This window comes from Roseburia sp. TF10-5 (assembly GCF_003462365.1).
GTDB lineage: Bacteria > Bacillota > Clostridia > Lachnospirales > Lachnospiraceae > Roseburia > Roseburia faecis.
In genome coordinates this window covers 54796-76023 of record NZ_QTYW01000016.1, presented here as the reverse complement: position 1 = coordinate 76023, position 21228 = coordinate 54796, and the positions used below count along the sequence as shown (strand labels likewise).

Genomic DNA, 21228 nt, shown 5'->3' with positions numbered 1-21228 from the left:
GACATTTGCCGGAATTGGCGTTTCTTATATTAGGGACTTATTTTACAGCCCCTAAAGGAGGAGTTAAAATATTTTTATGATAATTTCCAGATTTCTTTGTTGTACTGCTCAATCGTTCTGTCAGAGGAGAAGAAACCTGCCTTGCTGATGTTGATCAGTGCTTTCTTTGCCCATGCCTTGCGATCGGTATAAGCTGCATAAGCTTTCTCTCTGGTTGCAATGTATTCCTCGAAATCCGGGAATGTCATGAACCAGTCTTTGTTTAACAACTCATTGTACAGACGCTCTAAGTTCTCACTGCATCCTACAGACTTTACAGTGTCACTTACAATAAAGTCAACGGCCTTCTTTAACTCAGAATCCTTCTCATAGTAGCTTCTGGAGTTGTAATCGCCTCTGTCATAACGGTCGATAACGGTCTGGGAATCCTCACCAAAGGTAAAGATGTTCTCGTTTCCAACAAGCTCTGCGATCTCTACGTTTGCACCGTCCATGGTTCCAAGTGTCAGTGCACCGTTTAACATAAACTTCATGTTACCGGTTCCGGATGCTTCCTTGGATGCAAGGGAAATCTGCTCGGAGATATCACATGCAGGAATCATCTTCTCAGCCATGGTTACGTTGTAGTTTTCTACCATAAATACCTTTAAGTATGGACTTACTTCCGGATCATTGTTGATGATCTGCTGTAAACAGAGGATCAGATGAATGATATCCTTTGCAATAATGTAAGCCGGTGCTGCCTTTGCTCCGAAGAATACGGTGATCGGAGTTGCAGGCTTCTTGCCTTCCTTGATCTCGAAATACTTGTGGATGACATAAAGTGCATTCATCTGCTGTCTCTTGTACTCATGCAGTCTCTTTACCTGAATATCATAGATGGAATTCTCATCAATTTCAAATCCCTGTTTCATCTTCAGATAATTCTTCAGATCTGCTTTCTTGCCAGCCTTTACTGCAAGGAGACGATCCAGTACCGCATCATCATTGACGAAATTGCCAAGTTTCTCTAACTCGTTGGCATCCTTCTTCCAGCCCTCACCGATTAAGTCTGTGATCATTGCGGAAAGTTCCGGGTTGCAGGACATGAGCCAGCGGCGGAATGTGATTCCGTTTGTCTTATTGTTAAACTTCTCCGGATAGAGCTTGTAGAAGTTATTTAACTCACTGTTCTTTAAGATCTCTGTGTGCAGATATGCAACACCGTTAACACTGTATCCGTAGTGGATATCCATATGTGCCATGTGTACCAGACCGTCTTTGATAATATAGGTGCTTTCATCGGAAACTTTTGCACGTACACGGTTGTCCAGCTCGCGGATAATTGGCATAAGCTGTGGAACTGCCTTATCCAGGAAACCGATTGGCCATTTCTCAAGTGCCTCTGCAAGAATCGTATGGTTGGTGTATGCACATACCTTAGATACGATGGAAACTGCCTCATCCATCAGGATGCCTCTCTCCTGTAACAGACGGATCAGCTCCGGAATTACCATGGATGGATGGGTATCATTGATCTGAACGGTTGCATAATCTGCCAGGTCATGTAAGTTTGATCCCTTCTCTACTGCCTCGTCAAGAATCAGTCTTGCAGCGTTGCTTACCATGAAATACTGCTGGTAAACACGAAGGAGACGTCCCTTGTCATCAGAATCATCCGGATATAAGAACAGTGTCAGGTTCTTTGCAATGTCATCTTTGTTGAAATCGATCGTATCTCCGACAATGCTCTCATCAACAGTCTCGATATCGAACAGACGCAGCTTTGTAGTACGGTTGTTATAACCAACGACATCAATGTTATATAATCTGGACTGTACGGTAAATCCACCGAACTGTACCGGATAAGTGACATCTGTCTTTGTCAGCCAGCTATCTGGTGTAATCCATGGGTTTGGAGTCTCTTTCTGTAAGTTGTGGTCAAATACCTGTTTGAACAATCCGTAGTGATAATTTAATCCAACGCCATCACCGTTTAATCCAAGCGTTGCGATAGAATCTACGAAGCAGGCTGCCAGACGTCCAAGTCCACCATTTCCGAGTGAAGGCTCAAGCTCGATTTCCTCGATCTCTCCGATGTTCTTTCCAGATGCCTCAAGCTCGGATTTTACGCTGTCATAAATACCAAGGTTGATCAGGTTGTTGGATAAAAGCTTTCCGATTAAGAACTCTGCAGAAATGTAATACAGCTTCTTCTTTCCTTCGTTGCTGACCTTATCCTCTGCCATCTGCTTGGTCATATCAAGGAGTGCATAGTAAATTTCCTCGTTTGAGCACTTCTCGATGGTCTTGTTATATTTCATAGATACTGCTTTTGCTAAAGTCATGTGTTTTCCCTCCCACAAGATTTCGTGTTGTTTTGATGTACTCAGTATATGATTTTTTCCTGCTGATTTCTTGTCGTATTCAAGCAAAAACTGATACTATTCTATCATTTTTCATATTCAAATAGCCCATGACTGTTAAATTTTACCAATTTCCTGCTACCTGTCTTGGTACATTTCCACAGTGCCTGCATATCCTGTGTTTTCGCCTATTTCATGCGTTTTCTGTGTTTTTGTTCTTTACAGGCAGAGGACAATTCTGCTAAAATAAAGATATGAATATACTTGAATATGAAAATTATCACGAAACCATCACACATGGGGATATTATCTTTCCTTATAATACATATCTATGCTCGATCCCACTGGATTTTCCGCGTGTACCGCTGCACTGGCACGATGAACTGGAACTGATCTACATCAAAAAGGGGATGGGACGCATTACAGTAGATTTCCGGGAATACAAAGTAAAAGGTCCGACCCTGGCTCTTATTCTTCCGGGACAGCTCCACTCCATTGACCAGCTGGAAGATGCCTTCATGGAATATGAAAATATCATCTTTAATCCGAGTATGCTGATTCCACGACAGAACGATGTGACTGCCACCGATTTTCTTCTTCCTCTTATGAGTGGAAAAGTCACGGTTCCAACCATCTTCACCCCTGTCTATCCTTATTACACGGATGTCATCATGCCAATTGATGCCTGTGACGAGATCAGCAAGACCAAACCACAGGGCTATGAACTGTACATCAAAAGTCAGTTGTACCAGTTTTTCTTTATTTTAGACAACCGCTGCCGGAACTTAACGACAGGCAGTAACCGCAAAACGCTTGATAAAATGAAAATTGTTTTAAAATACATTGAAAATAATTACATGCAAAAAATAACGATTGCCGACATCGCGGCAACCGTTGATTTTTCCGAATCTCATTTTATGCGGTATTTCAAAGAAACTATGGGAACGTCTTTCGTGGACTATCTGCGGGACTACCGCCTGACAATCGCCTCGCGTCTGCTGACAACTTCCGACTCCTCCATTCTGGATATTGCGGCAGAATCCGGTTTTGAAAATCTTTCCTATTTTAACCGGGTGTTCAAACAAAAATACAGCATGACACCGCGCCAGTTTCGGAAAGAAAGCCAGTAATTTTTCCAGCATAGCCGGTGAAAACCACACTAAAAAAACAAAGAAAAAAACGCAGCAAAAAGAAATCCCGCCACTACATCACTGATAAAGTGCACTCCGGAAACTACCCGGATCCATGCAATAGCAACTGTCATAAGCAAAAATACAATCCCCACAGCCGGGCACACAAACCAGAACGTAAACGCAATCACTGCCGCGGAAAACACATGCCGGCTCGGCCAGGAATGTCCTTTCGTATCTTTTGGAATCACCGATGGCAGTTCAAATATTTCATACGGCCGTTTCCGGTTGATCCAGGCCCGCACAACCGTCACAATAATAAATCCGTCCAGCGGCACACAGATGGCTTTATATAGCCGCATATCCTTCTGCCACAGCAGCCACAGAAGCAGGCATGGATATGCCACAAAAATCACAACCGTCAATATTTTATTTGCTCTATGTAACGCCCGCGCACGTTTCGGGTCATCCCGAAACGGCTGGGTCATTTTAACGTAAGTTTCTTTTTTCATAGGTAATCCTGTCTAACGTCCGGTATTGGTCTTACCGCCATTGTTTGTGTCTGCATCCGGATCTACCGCGTCAATTGCATCATCCACGCCATCTGCCACGGCATCACCGGCATCTTTCACACCATCCACGACATCCTTTCCCATATCCCCGATATCTTTTCCGACATTGCCATCGTTTTTGGAATTTCCGGCATCCGTATTATTGTCTGTTGTACCATTTCCAGTCGTATTGTCCGTTCCCGGAATGTTTTCCTGTGTAGTAACCTGTGTATTAGAAGTATCGTTTACACCATTGTTCGTTCCGTCATCATTTGCTGTACCACAGGCCGCAAACAGACAGATCCCTGCTGCAAGCATTCCGCTCATCATCAGAACTTTTAATTTTTTCATCACACATATCTCCTTTTATTTGATCTACAGAGCTAGTGTGTGCAAAATTCCCATTTATTATACAACAGAATTTTCCCGATTTGCTAGTGCTTTTTCATCTTTGGCTGGCAGAGCAGGGAGGCAATATAAGAAAAAACGAGTGCTGCGGAAAGCCCTGCCGCACAGTTTTTAAAGCCGCCCAGAAAAATACCGATAAATCCTTTCTTGTCCACCATCTCTTTGACACCCTTCCAGAGATTGTTTCCAAATCCCAGAAGTGGCACATTCGCGCCTGCCTGCGCCCATTTGGAAAACGGCTCATAGATCCCCACAAATCCAAGGATGGCCCCAAGGCAGACCAAAAGAACCATGATACGTCCCGGAAGCATTTTTGTTTTTTCCATCAGGATCTGTGACAGTGCACAGATCATTCCCCCTGTTACAAATGCAATTACATACTGCATATCCTTATCCCTCCTTTTTTGCAGATGAAACACAGCTTTCCAGCACAACACCGTGTGCAATCCCTGGTATTGTCTGTCCTTCATTGAAACTGACCGTAGAAAGCAGCGCGCCTGTCGGCACAAAGAGTATTCTTTCCAGTTCCCCGCTTGCCAGTTTTGGCAGAAAATGCGCACTCAGCACCGAGGCTGCACATCCGCATCCCGATCCTCCGGAACCGGTTCCCTGTGTCTGTGAATCAAAAATTAACATGCCACAGTCCTCATGCTGCTTGCGGATATTCATGCCTTTTTTCAGCAGCAGATCAAACAGAATCTGCTGACCGACTTCTCCCAGGTCTCCCGTGATAATCCGGTCATAATCTTCGGGTTTTCGTTTAAAATCCGTAAGATTCTGCGCAATCAGCTCAGCGGCAGCCGGTGCCATCACGGCTCCCATATTCATGGAATCCTTGATTCCGTAATCTACAATCTTTCCGGTTGTGACTCCCGCCACCTTTGCCAGCGGCTGCTTCGCCTCTTTTGACAGAATAAATGCACCGCCTCCGGTCACTGTCCATGTGGCACTTACCGGACGCTGATTTGCGTATTCCAGCGGAAAACGGAACTGTTTTTCCGCGCTGGCAAAATGGCTTGAAGTGACTGCCGCCACGCGATCCGCATATCCGGCTGCTACCGTCATTGCAGAAAGTGCCAGCGCTTCCCCACATGTGGAACATGCCCCGTACAGTCCAAACAGTGGAATTTCAAACGTTTTCAGTCCAAATGATGAGGCAATCAGCTGTCCGAGCAGATCTCCGGCAAACAGATACCGCATATCTTCCGGCTTTTGATCTGCTTTCCCGAGGGCAAGCGTCAATGCTTCTTTCTGCAGACTGCTCTCTGCGGCCTCCCATGTCTGCTGACCAAATTTATCATCCGGTCCGATACAGTCAAATGCATCTGCCAGGGGGCCTTCCCCCTCTTTGGTTCCAACCACAGATGCTGTTCCAATAATAAAAGGAGCCTTTGCAAAGCAAAGACTCCCTGATCCAACCTGCTGATCCATACTGTCTCTCCTTACTTTGTTTTTCTGATAGTATGTACAGGTCGTGCGGTTTTATTCTGCTATAATGGTATACAGTGTCATGAAACAGAGAGCTTCAGCGTAAGCAGCACAATTTTAAAATCTTAATGTTCTATAATCCAGATAATGTCCTCATTACCAGATCTACATCCTTGTTTTCAAGTTCCTGTATAATATGTAAATATGTTTTCTGGGTAGTAGTCATACTGGCATGTCCCAAGCGTCTTGCTACACTGGCAATGGATACTCCTGCAAATAATAACAGTGATGCATGTGTATGTCGAAGCCCATGAATTGAAATCACTGAAATACCACAATCCCTGCAATGCCTCGCAAGAACATCATTAACCGTTGAATTATATATTTTTTCTTCTCCTACAAAAATCGGCTTATCCTCCGGCAGATTTTTAACCAATTCAGAGAACTTTACAACAATTTGCCAATCTATTTGTATTTTTCTGACCGATGACTTGTTTTTAGTAGGTAAAAAACCACCTGTTCCTTTATAATCCCAGGTTTTGCTTACCGATAATGTCTGCCTTGCAAAATCAAAATCTGCTGGAGTAATTGCAAGTGCTTCTGAAAAACGCATACCCGTTTTGGCAACCAATAGAATAAACCAATCCCAATTTGGTTTTTCCTTTATGTCAAGATGTGCAATCAATGTATGAAGTTCAAACTGATTGAGATATTTAATCTTTTTTACTTTTGGTGTTTTTCCTTTAATAATTGCTTTTCTTGTAGGATCTCTTTCTATCAGTCCCTCATCAACGGCATCCAGAATTGCTCCTTTCAACTGATGATGAAAATCAAGTGTTGTCTGTCTTTCATGTTCTTTTGCATAATCATTTAAAAGCTGCTGATACATCGTTCTTGTAAGTTCAGATACTTTCAAATCCGGCACCAGTTTTTCTACCCACTTTTGTGTCATTCGGTATTTTGCCAAAGTTGCTTCTCTTATGGCATCCTTCTTATATACATTAACCCATTCCTTATAATAATTACAGAAAAGTTCTGTGGTGTTCTCATCATTTCGCATAAGCACCTCCGTTTCCTGTACTACTTACGCTGATAAGAACAGTAAAGAATATTTATATATACAAATCAATCCTAATGGTTCATAAGAGGTTTAATTTCTTCATCCAGAGTTTTTCTTAACTCAGCAATCATCATTGTATAATATTTAAATTTTGGAATTGCTCTCTCCTGTACTTCTTTGTAACTGGTAAAATTTGCTGTCTCTTTAATTGCACTCTCATTCGGGATCTCTCCATTTCGATAATGCATTGCCGCATACATAACATCATCTTTGGACGTATACCATGTAATACAAAAATCTGTAACTACTTTTTCAATACACTCTTGTTTCATATTTTCAACAATATTCAGAATGGACTGTCCTTTATACTTATTTACATCCTGCTCAATTTCTCCAATTAAAGTGGTCATTATCTCAGCTACTTTCGGATTATCTTTTCTGAGTTCTTCCACATATTGCTTTACCTCATCCATCTGCTTTTGTTTCTGTTCCTGTGTAACATCCTGTGATTCTTCATCTGGTGATACAATGTTCTGGATCAGATTGATAATATACTCATAATCAATCTTTGTATGACTGTATGCCATTAATTCATAATCTTCATCTACTACAGGCACTCCCGGATCATCAATTTGACCATCGGTATCTTCTTTAATTTCCTCTTTTGCATTTAAGTACTGTCCTGCATAATCCGTATACTCATCTTCCGTAATACCATATCCAGCCAGCATATTATCTTCATACTGTGTAAATGATTTTAATTGCGCAAAAAACTTGTCAAAATCCTGAAACAGCTTAACAAATATTTTTTTCTCTTTTATTGACATTCCCGGAACTTCTTCCGGAGTCTCTGCAGATATTCGAAGTGCTTTTAATGACTTGCGAAATGCCGATTCCACCTCTTTCCAATCTGCCAGAAGAGCTGTTTGTGTACTTCCTGCAGAATACAATCGTACCGCATTGTCAACACTCTCCTTAAATAATTTTGGTGCCTGAAATGTAACAATCTGACCATATACTTTATTTTTATCATAAATACGATTTGTTCTGGAAAATGCCTGAATCAAATCGTGCGGTCCCATTGGCGGTCTGTCAATGAATATCGTTGACAGACACGGTGCATCAAAACCGGTCAGGAGTCGATCGACTACAATCACCAGATCCAGCTGCTCATTTCTGCTCTTATATTTTGCATCCTTCCTTGCAAGACGCTTATTCAGATTTCCATTGTATCCCTGTATTTGAGAAATCTCATATTTTGTTCCAAACATTTTATTGTAATCATCTAATGATTCCTGCATCTTCTGCTGATTTACATGGGAACCTTCTTCGTTTTCTGTTACGGAATAAGTAATTGCGAACTTTGGAAAATCCGGTAATACCTGTTTTATTTTTTCATCAATTTTAAGTGTTGTCTTCCCTTCCTTTACCATTTTCAACAAATCATAATATTTTTGTGCCAATTGGATGGAACTCGTTGTAAGTAACCCCTCATATGTCTTTCCTTTTCCATTTTGAAATCCCAACTTATAATAAGATTTATTCAAAATCACCTCAAGTACTTTCAACATATGACTTTCAGTCACATAAAGATTACTGTCCGTTTCATCCTTTTTATTTTTGGGACCATTATGTTCCACCTGAAATCCTAAAACGGCATTGTCATGAATGGCATTCTGAATCGTATATTTATGCAGGCAATCTCCATATAATTCCTGTGTAGTACGAGGCAGATCTCCCATCTGTGGATATGGATTTTCCGCAAACCGGGGAGTGCCTGTAAATCCATACCATAAGGAATTTCCAAAAAATCTTTCTATTTCCCGTTTTGTTCCAGGAGTGACAGCTCTATGACATTCATCTACAACAAATGCAATTTTCAGGTTTTTAATTTTGTGATATTCCGGTGTACCTTCCTGCAATTTTCTGGTGATTAATCTCTGCAATTTCTGGATCGTTGTCACAATCACCTGACGATCATCTGATTTCAACTTTTTCTTTAAATCAAACACATTGTCTGTCTCATCTACATCTATCAGATCATTATTCGCATATGCCTGAAATGCCATGGTGGTCTGCGTATCCAGATCTTTTCGATCAATTAAAAAGATAGCTTTATCAATCGCTGGAATATCCATTAACAAATTTCTGGTAGCTTTATAAGAAGTTAAGGTTTTTCCTGATCCAGTTGTATGCCATACAAAACCAGATTTTCCAGTCTTAGAAGCATCACGAATTGCTTCTATTGCATGGATCTGATAAGGGCGCAACAAAATCAAACGCTTTGCCTCTTCATCCAATACTGTATATCTCGCGATCATCTCGTGTGCCTCCGGAATACGAAGCACACTTTTTGCAAAAACAAGGTAATCGGAAACTGCGTTATTTTCCTTATCCAGCCATCCACTGATAAACTTCGGATTCAATTCGCTATCACTTGCAGCTGAAAAATATTTTGTATCAACCCCATTACTGATTACAAACATCTGTACAGCTGAGAATATTCCCGTAAATTTTCCCTCTCCAATATATTTTTTAATCTGCCAGAATCCATCCATATAAGAATGCTGCTTATTTTTCAATTCTATATGAATCATCGGCAATCCATTAATCATAAGAGTAACATCAAATCTTCGGTCTCTTGCATTTACACTACTATCCTCATCCATTTTTAACGCATTGTACTGATTAATCACCTCATAAACACTGCTTCCACCTGCAATATGCTCATGATTCATCACAACAAGATGCAACCGTTCGGTATCCCTTTGTACGTGTACCATTACTTTTCCATTTTCACCAACTAACCATTCGCCAGCCTTATAGAATGATGAAAACTGCAGTTGATTCTTTACCTGTTCAAATTCTGCATCCGAAAGTGGTTCTCCATTTAAACGTTCCTTATTATTCTGTTCAAGAATATATCTGAAATTCTTCCAAAGATCTGCTTCTGTTTTTAAGTCTTCGCGATACGTCCATTGTGAATCACCATAAATCAGTTGTTCAATAAGTTTCTGCTCTATCACGGACTCTAATTCTGCCATAATAGCCTCCTTTTTGGGTGTGTTTATATCGGTTGTTATGTATTTCATTACATTTTTTGCGCAAAATAGCTTATGCTGGTGAAGAGTGATGAGGTGGTCGAGTTGGGCAAAATACTTTGAAATTGCTTTTTGCTCGTCAATTTTTGGGAAAATTACAGATCCTTTCAAAGCATTCTCATCTGATACCTTCATATCATTTTTAGCACCTTTATTTACCAATGGATGCATATATGAATTCATACGGGAATCTAATTCAAAATATATCTGAACAAATTCAGCCCCAACATTATTTTTAGGTTTATATACTGCATACAATGTTGATACAATTCCCGTTTTTCCTTTATTTGTCTTGATAATACCGTATGGATTTGATTTCAAAGGGGACTTTGTATAAACAACATCTCCACCCTCTACTACACCGTAATTTGCTACTGATGCTCCTGCGAATGATCTGCCTTGAAATTCTATTTGATTCACAATTCCATATTCGCCAGAAACAGATAAAACATCATCTTTTCCAAATGACTCATCTCTGTTTTTTTCTTTTGATACCCCAAGATACTCTTCTAACTTACGCTGTTCCCAAGCGTCTAGCGCAATATCAATAAATCTATAACACTTACGTTGGTGAAGAGTGATGAGGTGGTCAAGGTTCTCAAAATATGCGGCGATCTTCTCCTGCTCCTGGATAGAAGGAAACGAAACTTCTATATTCTTCAACTTTTCAAAATAAAGATTCGTGACGCTTCCACCCTCCACTCTCATAGCAAATTCATTCTGCAATGTAGCATTAAACATTGTTGCTGTAAACAATGGATTGTTATCCGTGTTGAATACAGAAATCATTTCACCAATCGCAACATCCGGCATAGATAGCCATGTGCAGTGGTTATAGTCCATAGGATCTTCCCCAACTCGTGGAATTAAAACCTCTGTTCCTTTACTAAATCTAAGATTTTCTGGCGGCATATTTGTATAGGAGTAAACTCTGTCTATTTTTGCTCCAAATTTCGTATAAAGTTCTCCATATCGAATACACGGAATGGTTGCATCCTCTGTTACTGACCATTTAGGACAGCTTCTTCCGTAATAGAAAGTTCCCCAGCCATCTAACTTACGCTGTTCCCAAGTTTTCTCTTATATTTTTCTTTTTATAAAAACTTACGATAATATAAAGTGTTTAACAAAAATACCGTATCTCTCCAAAATACTCAAACCATTTTTGTTTTACCTCATCACTTCTTGCTTCAATAATCCTTACAATATTTCTCAAAGCAACTGTTGGAATATTTGATATGTTATTCACAACAATACATTTTCCGGCAGATGTAATCCACACTTTCGTTGCATTCTGATGTGGACGTCCCTCTGCAATATGCACATGTATCGGCTCCAACGGTTTACCTTCATTTGCCCAAAAATATATCCAGTAGGCTCCTACCTTAAAAACCTGAGGCATGTTCAAATCCCCCTTCTTTTGCAAATTCCATAATCAAATGTGCCGTTGATTTTATAATTTCCATAAATTCTTCAACCTGTTTATCTGAATATCCATTGATTTCTTTTATTTCATAAGTTGGCAAATAACATGTCATATTATGAAAGCCATCTTTTTTATCCGGGGTTTCAATATAAACTTTTACCGTTCCATCTGCATTCATATCAGAATGCACAATTTCTGTTTCATCATTTAACGTCATAAACGGATACATCATAATTCTTACCTTCTTTCCCTAAATCTAATACTGCACTAGATTACATCGTAAGTATATTTCTTTTGCGTATTTTTATCCGATTTAAATATTTTATATTTATTTTGCATTTTGCATTCAAAAATCTTTACAAAACTGTTACACAAACATATTTTGTAACATAAATTTCTTTAATTTTTGTAATTCATCACACTTATGCTGGTGAAGAGTGATGAGGTGATCGAGGTGATCAAAATATGCTGCAATTTTCTTCTGTTCTTCAAAGTTTGGAACTTTAATTTTCATCTTTTGCAAATCAAGAAAAGAAAGCACTTTCTGCCCAGTTCCCGTACATGTATATGCAATTTCTTGTACTATTTCATCACTATTATTTAACAACAAAGATATAAAAAAAACATCACTATTATTACCGCTGAAAACAGGATAAAACTTACTTATAATGCCTTTATCACAGCATTTGTTAATATTAAACGTAAAATCCACTCCATCACTTCTATTTCTATATGTACAATAATTTCTAGGCAAAATATTATAACCTGTGATATCATGCTGTTGCTTTCTTCCAAAATGTTCTTCTTGCAATATTACTCCCTCTGTTTTTGATGAAGTTAATACTGGCAATATACAATCCGAGTCAACCGTTTCCTTATATTCTTTTATCATTTCCCCCAACTTACGCTGTTCCCAAGCGTCCGAGAATCCAGAAAATCTAATTTCCGGGACACATTTTCCATTTTCCGGAAACATTTTTTGAAGCATATATTTTTTCAAACTTTTAGTTTCTTCACACTTACGCTGGTGAAGAGTGATGAGGTGATCGAGATGATCAAAATACGCAGCTATTTTTCCTTGCTCCACTTCAGATGGGAAATTCATTTTGTATTCAAGCATATCGTTTAATTTCAAAACCCTGTTTCTTCCAGCTCCTCCTGGTGAGGATAATTCCAAATGATGTTTAAAATTTTCATCCAGAATCAGATATCTAAAAAATTTCGGAACCATCCCTGCATTGAAACTATATTGCGGAAACCTATGAGAAACAAGCTTTCCAGCATCATTTTCATCAGTAATTGCTACTGCATGTTCCCATCCAAATGTAATATTCACAATGAATTTATCTGCTGCAACTCGGAACATTTTAGCTGTCTCAAGTTCTTTTCCTTTTTCAACAAAACTATGAAATGTTCCTTTTGCATGGCTTCTAATTCCAAGTCTCGTGTAACCTTCTGTTGGAGTTTCTACCAGATCCTCATATTTTTCTACTATTTCTCCAAACTTACGCTGTTCCCAATCGTCCTCATACCCTTTGAATCTAATTTTAGGTTTTCCCATCGCTATCACCCCTCCATCTTCCTAATCAGTTCATTCAACGAGGACATAATAGTTTCATCCGTAGATGTCAGATCTTTAAGTAAAGATAGAAATTCTCCCTGCGCCTGTTCCAATTCCTTATCCGTCTGATCCATCTGCGTTAAAAGAGCATTTATATCGACTTCTTCCTCTTTTTCAAAATTATCTACATAACGCGGAATATTCAAATTGAAATCATTCTTCTCAATATCCTCAAAGCTTGCAAGATAGGATTCTTTTTCTACTGTTTCTCTTTTACTGTACAACTCCATAACAGCATCTATATGTTCATCTGTCATGGCATTTTGCTTTTTCCCTTTGTCAAATTTCTTTGATGCATCAATAAACAACACATCTCTTCCATCTCTGTGTTTCTTTAAAACGATGATACAAGTAGGAATTGAAGTATTATAAAATAAATTGGCAGGCAATCCAATTACTGCATAAATATTCCCTGCACGAAGCAATTTTTCTCTGATTTTTCCTTCTGCTGCCCCTCGGAACAGAACCCCATGAGGTAATACAATTGCCATTGTTCCATTACTTTTTAAATGATACAGACCATGAAGTAAAAAAGCATAATCCGCTTTTGATTTTGGAGCCAATACTCCATAGTCGCTGAATCTTTCATCTTGTAAAAATCCGGCTGTTGCACTCCATTTTGCAGAGTATGGTGGATTCATAAGTACCATGTTGAAATCGGTCTCTTCTCCTGTCGGCCAGTCTCCATCCAGCGTATCACCATTGCGAAGTACCTGATTCTCCGGAGTAATTCCATGTAAAAACATATTCATACGTGCCAGATTATAAGTAGAAGTATTTAGCTCCTGCCCATAATACTTAATATAACCTGGTTCAGTGGCATACTTTTTGGCATTTAACAAAAGAGACCCAGAACCCATGCATGGATCATATACAGATAATCCTTTTTTGTTTTCCTGCCCTGCAATTGCAATCTTTGTTAATATCTTTGAAACTGCTTGTGGTGTATAAAATTCTCCTGCCTTTTTTCCGGTCTCTGACGCAAACTGTCCAATCAAATATTCATATGCATTTCCAAGTATCTCTGCGTCTGAATTCAACAAATCTGCCTTATCAATTTCCTTAACAAGACTGGATATGGTATCACTTTGCTTCTGATCTCCATTTCCCAAACGATTAGAGTACAAATCAATATCTGTAAATAAATCTGCAAACAATGGATCACTCTGTTCAATATTGTTAAAAGCTTTCTGTAATAACTCCCGATTGAATACATTGTTTCTCGCCGCATCAGCAAAACACGTATAGGTAAGTTGCGGTTCAATCAAGTAATGACATTCTGACTTTATCTGCTCTTTCAGTTCCTCAGCACTTTCGTCTTCGAGTGCTTCTTTGTATGCATCCAATGCAACTTTTAAATTCTTCGGCTTTTCATCATAAATCAAATCATAAACTTTAATTAAAAATGTATCCGAAAGATATTTATAAAATACAATTCCAAGTAAATAATCTTTATATTCATTTGCATCCATCTTGGATCGGAGAATATCTGCGCCACTCCATAATACACTTATCAAATCTTTACTACCTTCTACTTCTGCCATGCTCTTTCCTCCGCTCGTTTTTCAATTTCAATGATCTCATACTGCTCATATTTTCCAAACAGATAGATTTTAATCGTTTCGCCATTAAAACGCTGATAAGATTATAATAACAAATTACCTTTTTATTTACAATCAAATATTAGAAAGCCCCCCACAACCATAGAGCACACCATCGTGTGTCCCATAGCGCGAAGGGCTTTTATCCATTCTTTTATTTCTTTTACGCCTGTCTCAAACCAGGTTTTATTTTCCCTCGAACTGTACAACAGAGTCCACGTCATAGTCCTTTAAGACTTCCCGTCCGTTAAGATCGCTTAACTCTATGAGAAACAGCATCTTTACCACTTCACCGCCAAGTTCCTCTACCAGTTCCGCAGCAGCTTTCATGGTTCCGCCGGTTGCAATCAGATCATCCAAAAGTACAACCTTTTCTCCTTTTTGAATGGCATCTTTATGCATTTCAATCGTTGCCGTACCATACTCTAGATCATATGTTTTTTCAACTGTCTCACACGGTAGTTTTCCCTTTTTACGAATCGGTACAAACGGCTTATGCATGACATAAGCAAGTGGTGCTCCAAAGATAAAGCCTCTGGATTCTGCTCCGGCGATCACATCAAAATCAACGCCCTCCAAGCGTTTCGCCAGTTCATCAATGGAAAGCTTCAGTGCATCTGCATCCTGCAGTACACTTGTGACATCACGGAAAATAATTCCCTTCTCCGGGAAATCCGGGATACTGCGAATGTACTCTTTTAACTCTTTCATCCTCTTACCTCACTACTACACGAATTTCTTCGCGTTTTTGACTTTTGACGTTTCTATTATAAGGCTTTCCCCGCACAAGCGCAACTCTCACTTGACTTTTTTCCATTCCTGCGTGCGCCTTGTGATCTCTTTTACCGTCAGAATTCCCTCTGCCACCATAAACCGGATGTCATAATCATCAAATGCCATCCCATAGATATAATCCGGCTTTTTGTTGTATGCCGCCCTGGGATCCTGTGCAAGAACCTCAAGAAGCGGTACTCGCAGATGTTCCGGAATCTGTGCCTGCAATTCATCCGGAAATACTACCGGTATCTGAAACTCCCGGAATTCTTCCGCAAAACCGTTTTTTGCCTCCGGATGGGCATCCACATACGGCAGATACGGTTTGATATCAAAAAGCGGTGTGTGATCAAGCAGATCCAGCCCGGAAACCGTAAGAACCGGTCCAAGCTTCTGATCGATGCGCACTTTTTCAAGTTTCACGCACGAAAGACCGATCGAATTCGGGCGGAAGGGGGAACGTGTGGCAAACACGCCCCGTTTTTCTTTTCCTCCCAGACGGGGAGGTGCTACGGTTGCATGAAAAATATCCTGCTTTGCCCTCGAAAACTCCCAGAGAAGCCACAGGTGGGAAAATTCTTCGATTCCACGCACCGCATCCGGATTCCGGAATTTCGGTGTAAAGATGATCTCTCCACAGGTGCTCTCCGCCAGCCCACTCTGTCTGGGAATTCCAAATTTTTCTTTATACGGGGTCTCTACATAAGCTATATATTCCATATCTGTTCCTACATCTGATAAAACCGCAGATTTTCTTTCAGTTCCGGTGTGATCTCTCCGCCGGCAGCCTCATATTTATCGTAAACAGAACGGAACCGCTGCAGTTTCTTTCTGTTTTCCGCATCAAGTCTGTGAAATGCATTCTGGTACTGTGGATTGGTGGCCAGCCCCTGGCGGATATCCTTTGCAAACGGACAATACCTTACCAGAATATCCCTTGCCACCTTATTCAGTCGGAAACTTCCCTGTGATTCATACTTCATCCATGCCTGATAATCCTTGACAAATACCTCACGGTAACTGTTCCGTGCACGGGACAATGCAGTCTTGATCTTTTCCTTTGCATCTGCAGAAAGATCTGAATTTTTGCGATAATACTGAATAAAATCACAGTACTCCGCCGTAAGCGATTTCTCCCGGATATCGTTCCAGTATACACCCTGCACACGTCTGCAGATCTCCCAGCGGTATCGGCCGATACATTCCACCATCTGATCATCGAGATCCACTGCGGAAAAAATCGGAAACAGGAAACGCGCCGGTGTATCAATCTTGGCACCGGATGTCTCCTGCCACATCAGGGTACGGGTTCCGGCATTTGGCATCAGAATCACATCCGGCAGAATCTCCTTTTTGATCCATTCCTGATTGATTCCGCGATCCGGATCGGAAAACATGACATCATGATAGAGTGCAGAATAATCCACACAGCGCACCTTATTGATGGCATCGGCAATTTTTTCTGCGGTAACTGCCATCTTTTCCACGGTGTTGATGAAATCCTCTTCCATCAGAACCGGACAGAATGTAGTCACACGGCCATAGGTCACACGGTTTCCGGAGGTAAACATATTGCGGATCTCAAACTGTACTTTCTGCCTGCTGTCATTTTTATACTGTTGCATCTGCGCTTCCGTAATATTCCCAGTTCTCTTTTCTTCCAGCAGAAATGCATTGAAATCCTGGTCAAATTCATTGCGGGACGGGTCTTTCTTTCCCTGATAAATCTGTACCAGCCAGTCATAAACCGTATAGACATTTGCAGAGTGAAACAATCCAAGCGAATCCGTCAGATTATACAGTGCATTTGTGTTAGTTTCCCCCAGCACCTCCGCATCCATAAACCCAAAATTGAAAAACATCATCATGATCGGTGACGGCTTGACCAGTTCCTCAACTGATCTCATAAACGCCTTGGTATAAATATCGTAAAAGACCTTTGTGATTTCCCTGCGCAGCTGTCTCGCCTCATTGTCTGTAGACATCATATCCGGCAGCTCCCGGTACTGCTGCACAATGCTGTGGAAATCCCTGATCATATCGCTGCCATATCCTGCATACTCCATAATATGTGCAATACAATCCTCACGCATAATATTGATACGGCCTTCGGACTCCTTGGTAAAGTCGTAATTCTCGCAGAGCTCATGTGCCTCCGCCATCTGCTTTTTGTCGTATACATCAAGCTTTGTCATGACATCCACCATATTTAACAGACGCTTTTTGATCTCGGAAATGTCCTGCTTTTTCTGCGACTGCTGGACTGCCATTGCAAAAAACAGATGAAAAATATCATCTCTGGAATCTGAAAATAAAATATCCCTGTTGTACTGCAGATAATTTACCATCTCGCCGATTCCCTGTGTCACACGGCGCATCTGTGCCGCCGCCTCCATGATTGCTCCCACACACAGACTGTCATCTTTGATCATCAGCTGCATATATTCTTTCAGATAACTCCGGACCAGACTGTTACTGTTTGCAATCTCCCAATTTTCCGCACGGTGCTGCATTTTTAAAGCTGCAAACTGTTCCATACGCGGAAAATCCTGTTCATCAAGAAGCTTCTCGCTGCACAGATTTTTGTATTCGCTGTACAACGTTTCCGCAGCATTATGTAAAAGCATGCATTTTTTCTGCAGACTGGCATACAGACACAGTGCCTGATGCCTCTGTTCCACTGCCGTACGCAAAAAAATCGGGCGGAAATTCTCATGTTCGGACAAAATCTTCCGCAGATCCTGTGCATTTTTACATGGGATCACAATCAATGTCGTATCTTCATTTGCCACATAATCACAGGCAAACCATTCGTTCTCGAGAATACCCACAATTGCATTCCGGTGCATAATGATCTCTGCAAATGCAAACTGCCGGATCACCGATCCCTCCTGAATCAGATACCATTCCATCACCTTGTCCTGTTTTCTGGCAAGCGTTTCTCCCTTTTTTACCTTTAAAACATTCATATCTTACTGCTCCTTGTCTGCGCCGCCGGACAGCTGAAACGCTATATGATCTACCGTAAGTCCGGTTGCTCCAAAATATAACCTCATATAATGATGTCCCTCGAATGTATCAAACCGGATCTGCTGTGTCACCCACTGCCCTTTCGATCCCCGGAAGGACATTGTTCCTTTGATAATATTGTCCAGATATACCGTTACCGGAAGCTGTGCCAGATCATCCAGATTTGATTTCACTTTCATCTGCAGTTCATAACTTCCGGCTTTCATATCCAGATCCGCAAGTATTTCTTTTCCCTGATGTGTATCCCAGCCGTCACCGGAAATGCAGATGTTTCCCTGTTCATCTGCCACAAATTTCATCATCTTTGAGACATCCAGATCATCTTTTGCAGCATTCTTCCGGTCTTTAAGTTCTTCCGGAGAAATCCTATCCATCTCATAAAGCATCGCCGGGGATTTTAGTACAAACTGCAATATATTGATGGCATTTCTCTGCAGCTGTCCTCTCGTAAGATTTCCCTTCTGGAATTCTTCGAGCATATCATCCTGCTGCATATCCTGCGCATCTGCAGTCACCATATATACATCATTCTGTGCCGCTGCCATGACCGCATGCATACGCGGATCCGATGGCTGTCCCTCATGGTTTGCCTTTGCCCACCAGTCGGTCATAACGATGCCGGAAAATCCCCAGTCTTTGCGCAATACAATGGTATTGAGATCATAACTTCCTGCAGTCCACACCCCGTTGACCGGGCCATATGTAGTCATAACAGAGCGGGCCGGTCCTTCTTTTACCGCAATTTCAAATCCCTTCAGATAAATTTCCCGCAGTGCCCGCACGGAAATAATCGAATCTGCCTCATGTCGTTTCGTTTCCTGATTGTTTGCCGCAAAATGTTTGATGGTTCCTGTGGAACCTGCAATATTCAGTCCCTGCAGCTGTGCGGCTCCCATTTTTCCGGTTAAAAACGGATCTTCGGAAATATACTCAAAGTTTCGTCCGTTCAACGGATTTCTGTGAATATTCAATCCCGGTCCGAGCAATGTATCTACACGGTTTAACCGTAGTTCAAGCCCTGTCATTTCATATAATTGACGCACCAGTTCACAGTTAAATGTACATCCGAGCAGCGTTCCGTTCGGAAGGGAAAACGCCTTTGTTCCGCAGTCCATACGTATTCCGGATGGTCCGTCCGATGCACATTCTGCCGGAATTCTAAACTTCCTCAAAGACGGAGTCAGTCCTGCAAATGCCGCTGCAGTACCCGGAGTCACCTTCGGACTGCACATGCCTTCTCCGCGGAACAGCATAATCAGATCCTCATCCGACAATTGTGCCACAAATGTCTCCATGGAAATCTTTTTGTCATATACATCTTCCAGACGATAGCCTTTATCGCCAGTCTGTGAAATCTCTGCCGGTTTTTCCACGCGGTCATACGGACCATAGATCCGTTCCGGTGTATCGGAATATCCGATCACATCACCCGGCTTTCTTGTCATACGGGCAAACGGTTTCTGCGGTGCACAAACTTCCTCAAGCTGTTCAATCACCGTAAACGTCTGCGGATAATCGCCTGCCTTTTGTGCCGTCCGCACATCGGTTCCCACATAAATGGTATAAGTACCCTCCAGCAGCACAAAACAGTCCCTGTGTCCGGTTACACCACTGTCATCATAGGAGGCAAATGTATTTTTCGGAATCTCCAGAGTAATATGCTCTTCTTCCCCTGCTGCCAGTTCCTTTGTCTTTGCAAATCCACAAAGAACACGCACCGGTGTATCCAGTACCCCCTGTGGGGCTTTGGCATATACTTCAAGCACTTCTTTCCCCGGTTTTGTTCCGGTATTTTTCACTGTTGCCTTTACACAGACCGTATGCTCGTCCTTTTCTTCTGCAGACGCTTGCACGGAAAAAGAAGTATACGACAATCCAAATCCAAACGGATACAAAACTTTATCTTTGGCAAATGTCTCAAAATACCGATATCCCACATAGATATCTTCTTTATAATAGTTTTTCTGTAAATCCCCGAAATTTGACGTGGATGGATAGTCACTGATATCCTCTGCAATCGTATCGGTCAGTTTTCCGCACGGATTCACACGCCCCGTAAGTACATCACAGACACCGTTTCCACCTTCCTGACCTCCCTGCCATGCATAGAGTACCGCTGCCGGATCAAATTCTCTGACCCATTTCATATCAATGATATTTCCCACATTTAAAATAACGACCGTGCGTGAAAATTGACTGCTCACTTTACGGATCAGGTCTTCTTCTGTCCGTGTCAGCTTATAACTACCCGGCTTGTCCGTATTGTCCTGGTCTTCCCCCGCCGTACGTCCAAGAATCACCAGTGCCACATCATCCCCGGATGCGGTTTGAAGCATCTCTTCCGTCACGGGCATTTCTTCCTGTGACCACGGAACCAGCCCCCATCCCTCACCTTCGTCATATGGATGGTCTTTGATCCATTTTTCGTAGATCCCAATCAGTTCTTCATCCAGCGCAATATCTTTGCAGGCGCGCAGCGCATCAAGGATTCCAACCACATAGCGTGTATTTACCAGTCCGCCCGAGCCAAGTCCGCTCTTGTAATAATGAAACGCCATGCGCCCAAATACAGCAACTTTATCTCCTTTTTTAAGTGGCAGGGTACTGTTGTCATTTTTCAATAACACGCATCCCTCCGCAGATGCAGTCCTTGCCAAATCTGCATATTTTTCCATATCCAATGCATATCTGCCCATTTAAAATCCTCTCCTTTAGTCTGTAACTAATCGTACCTTTTATTATACGCCAGACAC

Annotated in this window: 16 protein-coding genes; 1 reads left to right on the top strand and 15 read right to left on the bottom strand. The window is 41.3% G+C overall.

Annotated elements, in window-relative coordinates; all coding sequences use genetic code 11:
• Positions 1 to 74: 74 nt before the first annotated feature.
• On the bottom strand, positions 75 to 2327 hold the full coding sequence (locus tag DXD06_RS13190; RefSeq protein ID WP_117832386.1) for a glycogen/starch/alpha-glucan phosphorylase: 2253 nt from the start codon (positions 2325 to 2327) through the stop codon (positions 75 to 77).
• A 272-nt stretch (positions 2328 to 2599) separates the two neighbouring features.
• On the opposite strand from DXD06_RS13190, the gene DXD06_RS13185 reads away from it, so the two are divergent.
• A complete protein-coding gene (locus DXD06_RS13185; RefSeq protein WP_117832384.1) occupies positions 2600 to 3475 on the top strand; it encodes an AraC family transcriptional regulator in 876 nt (291 codons plus the stop codon).
• 29 nt (positions 3476 to 3504) lie between these two features.
• Here the strand turns inward: DXD06_RS13185 and DXD06_RS13180 are convergent, their stop codons facing one another.
• From DXD06_RS13180 to DXD06_RS13115, 14 genes are all read right to left on the bottom strand, one after another.
• Positions 3505 to 3987 carry a phosphatase PAP2 family protein gene (locus DXD06_RS13180; RefSeq protein ID WP_022045195.1) on the bottom strand — a complete coding sequence of 161 codons (483 nt, stop codon included), beginning with the start codon at positions 3985 to 3987 and terminating at the stop codon, positions 3505 to 3507.
• 12 nt (positions 3988 to 3999) lie between these two features.
• On the bottom strand, positions 4000 to 4377 hold the full coding sequence (locus tag DXD06_RS13175) for a hypothetical protein (protein ID WP_055068718.1): 378 nt from the start codon (positions 4375 to 4377) through the stop codon (positions 4000 to 4002).
• Positions 4378 to 4460: 83 nt separating this feature from the next.
• Complete coding sequence (locus tag DXD06_RS13170) at positions 4461 to 4820, bottom strand: SpoVA/SpoVAEb family sporulation membrane protein (RefSeq protein WP_055068717.1); 360 nt, start codon at positions 4818 to 4820, stop codon at positions 4461 to 4463.
• 4 nt (positions 4821 to 4824) lie between these two features.
• A complete protein-coding gene (locus DXD06_RS13165) occupies positions 4825 to 5865 on the bottom strand; it encodes a stage V sporulation protein AD (protein ID WP_117832382.1) in 1041 nt (346 codons plus the stop codon).
• A 130-nt stretch (positions 5866 to 5995) separates the two neighbouring features.
• The gene (locus DXD06_RS13160) at positions 5996 to 6922 is read right to left on the bottom strand and encodes a site-specific integrase (protein ID WP_022045199.1); all 927 of its coding nucleotides are present in this window, start codon (positions 6920 to 6922) and stop codon (positions 5996 to 5998) included.
• A 71-nt stretch (positions 6923 to 6993) separates the two neighbouring features.
• Positions 6994 to 10866, bottom strand: a complete 3873-nt coding sequence (locus tag DXD06_RS13155; RefSeq protein ID WP_158569541.1) for a type I restriction endonuclease subunit R, EcoR124 family — start codon at positions 10864 to 10866, stop codon at positions 6994 to 6996.
• A gap of 280 nt (positions 10867 to 11146) precedes the next feature.
• Positions 11147 to 11425, bottom strand: a complete 279-nt coding sequence (locus tag DXD06_RS13150; RefSeq protein ID WP_117832378.1) for a DUF4160 domain-containing protein — start codon at positions 11423 to 11425, stop codon at positions 11147 to 11149.
• Positions 11409 to 11681, bottom strand: coding sequence for a hypothetical protein (locus DXD06_RS13145; protein ID WP_117832376.1), 273 nt, complete (start codon positions 11679 to 11681; stop codon positions 11409 to 11411). Before DXD06_RS13145 ends, DXD06_RS13150 begins: the two co-directional genes overlap by 17 nt.
• A gap of 135 nt (positions 11682 to 11816) precedes the next feature.
• Positions 11817 to 13010, bottom strand: coding sequence for a restriction endonuclease subunit S (locus DXD06_RS13140; protein ID WP_117832374.1), 1194 nt, complete (start codon positions 13008 to 13010; stop codon positions 11817 to 11819).
• 5 nt (positions 13011 to 13015) lie between these two features.
• Positions 13016 to 14614 (bottom strand): type I restriction-modification system subunit M, encoded by a 1599-nt coding sequence (locus DXD06_RS13135; protein WP_117832372.1) that lies wholly within the window; start codon positions 14612 to 14614, stop codon positions 13016 to 13018.
• A gap of 243 nt (positions 14615 to 14857) precedes the next feature.
• Entirely contained in the window at positions 14858 to 15382 is a 525-nt protein-coding gene (locus DXD06_RS13130; protein ID WP_117832369.1) for an adenine phosphoribosyltransferase, read from the bottom strand.
• An 87-nt stretch (positions 15383 to 15469) separates the two neighbouring features.
• Positions 15470 to 16165, bottom strand: coding sequence for a tRNA (N6-threonylcarbamoyladenosine(37)-N6)-methyltransferase TrmO (tsaA, locus tag DXD06_RS13125; RefSeq protein WP_117832367.1), 696 nt, complete (start codon positions 16163 to 16165; stop codon positions 15470 to 15472).
• 8 nt (positions 16166 to 16173) lie between these two features.
• On the bottom strand, positions 16174 to 18414 hold the full coding sequence (locus tag DXD06_RS13120; protein WP_117832365.1) for a Crp/Fnr family transcriptional regulator: 2241 nt from the start codon (positions 18412 to 18414) through the stop codon (positions 16174 to 16176).
• Positions 18415 to 18417: 3 nt separating this feature from the next.
• Positions 18418 to 21171: a glycoside hydrolase family 3 protein gene (locus DXD06_RS13115; protein ID WP_117832363.1), complete on the bottom strand. Its 2754-nt coding sequence runs from the start codon at positions 21169 to 21171 to the stop codon at positions 18418 to 18420.
• Between the last annotated feature and the right edge of the window lie 57 nt (positions 21172 to 21228).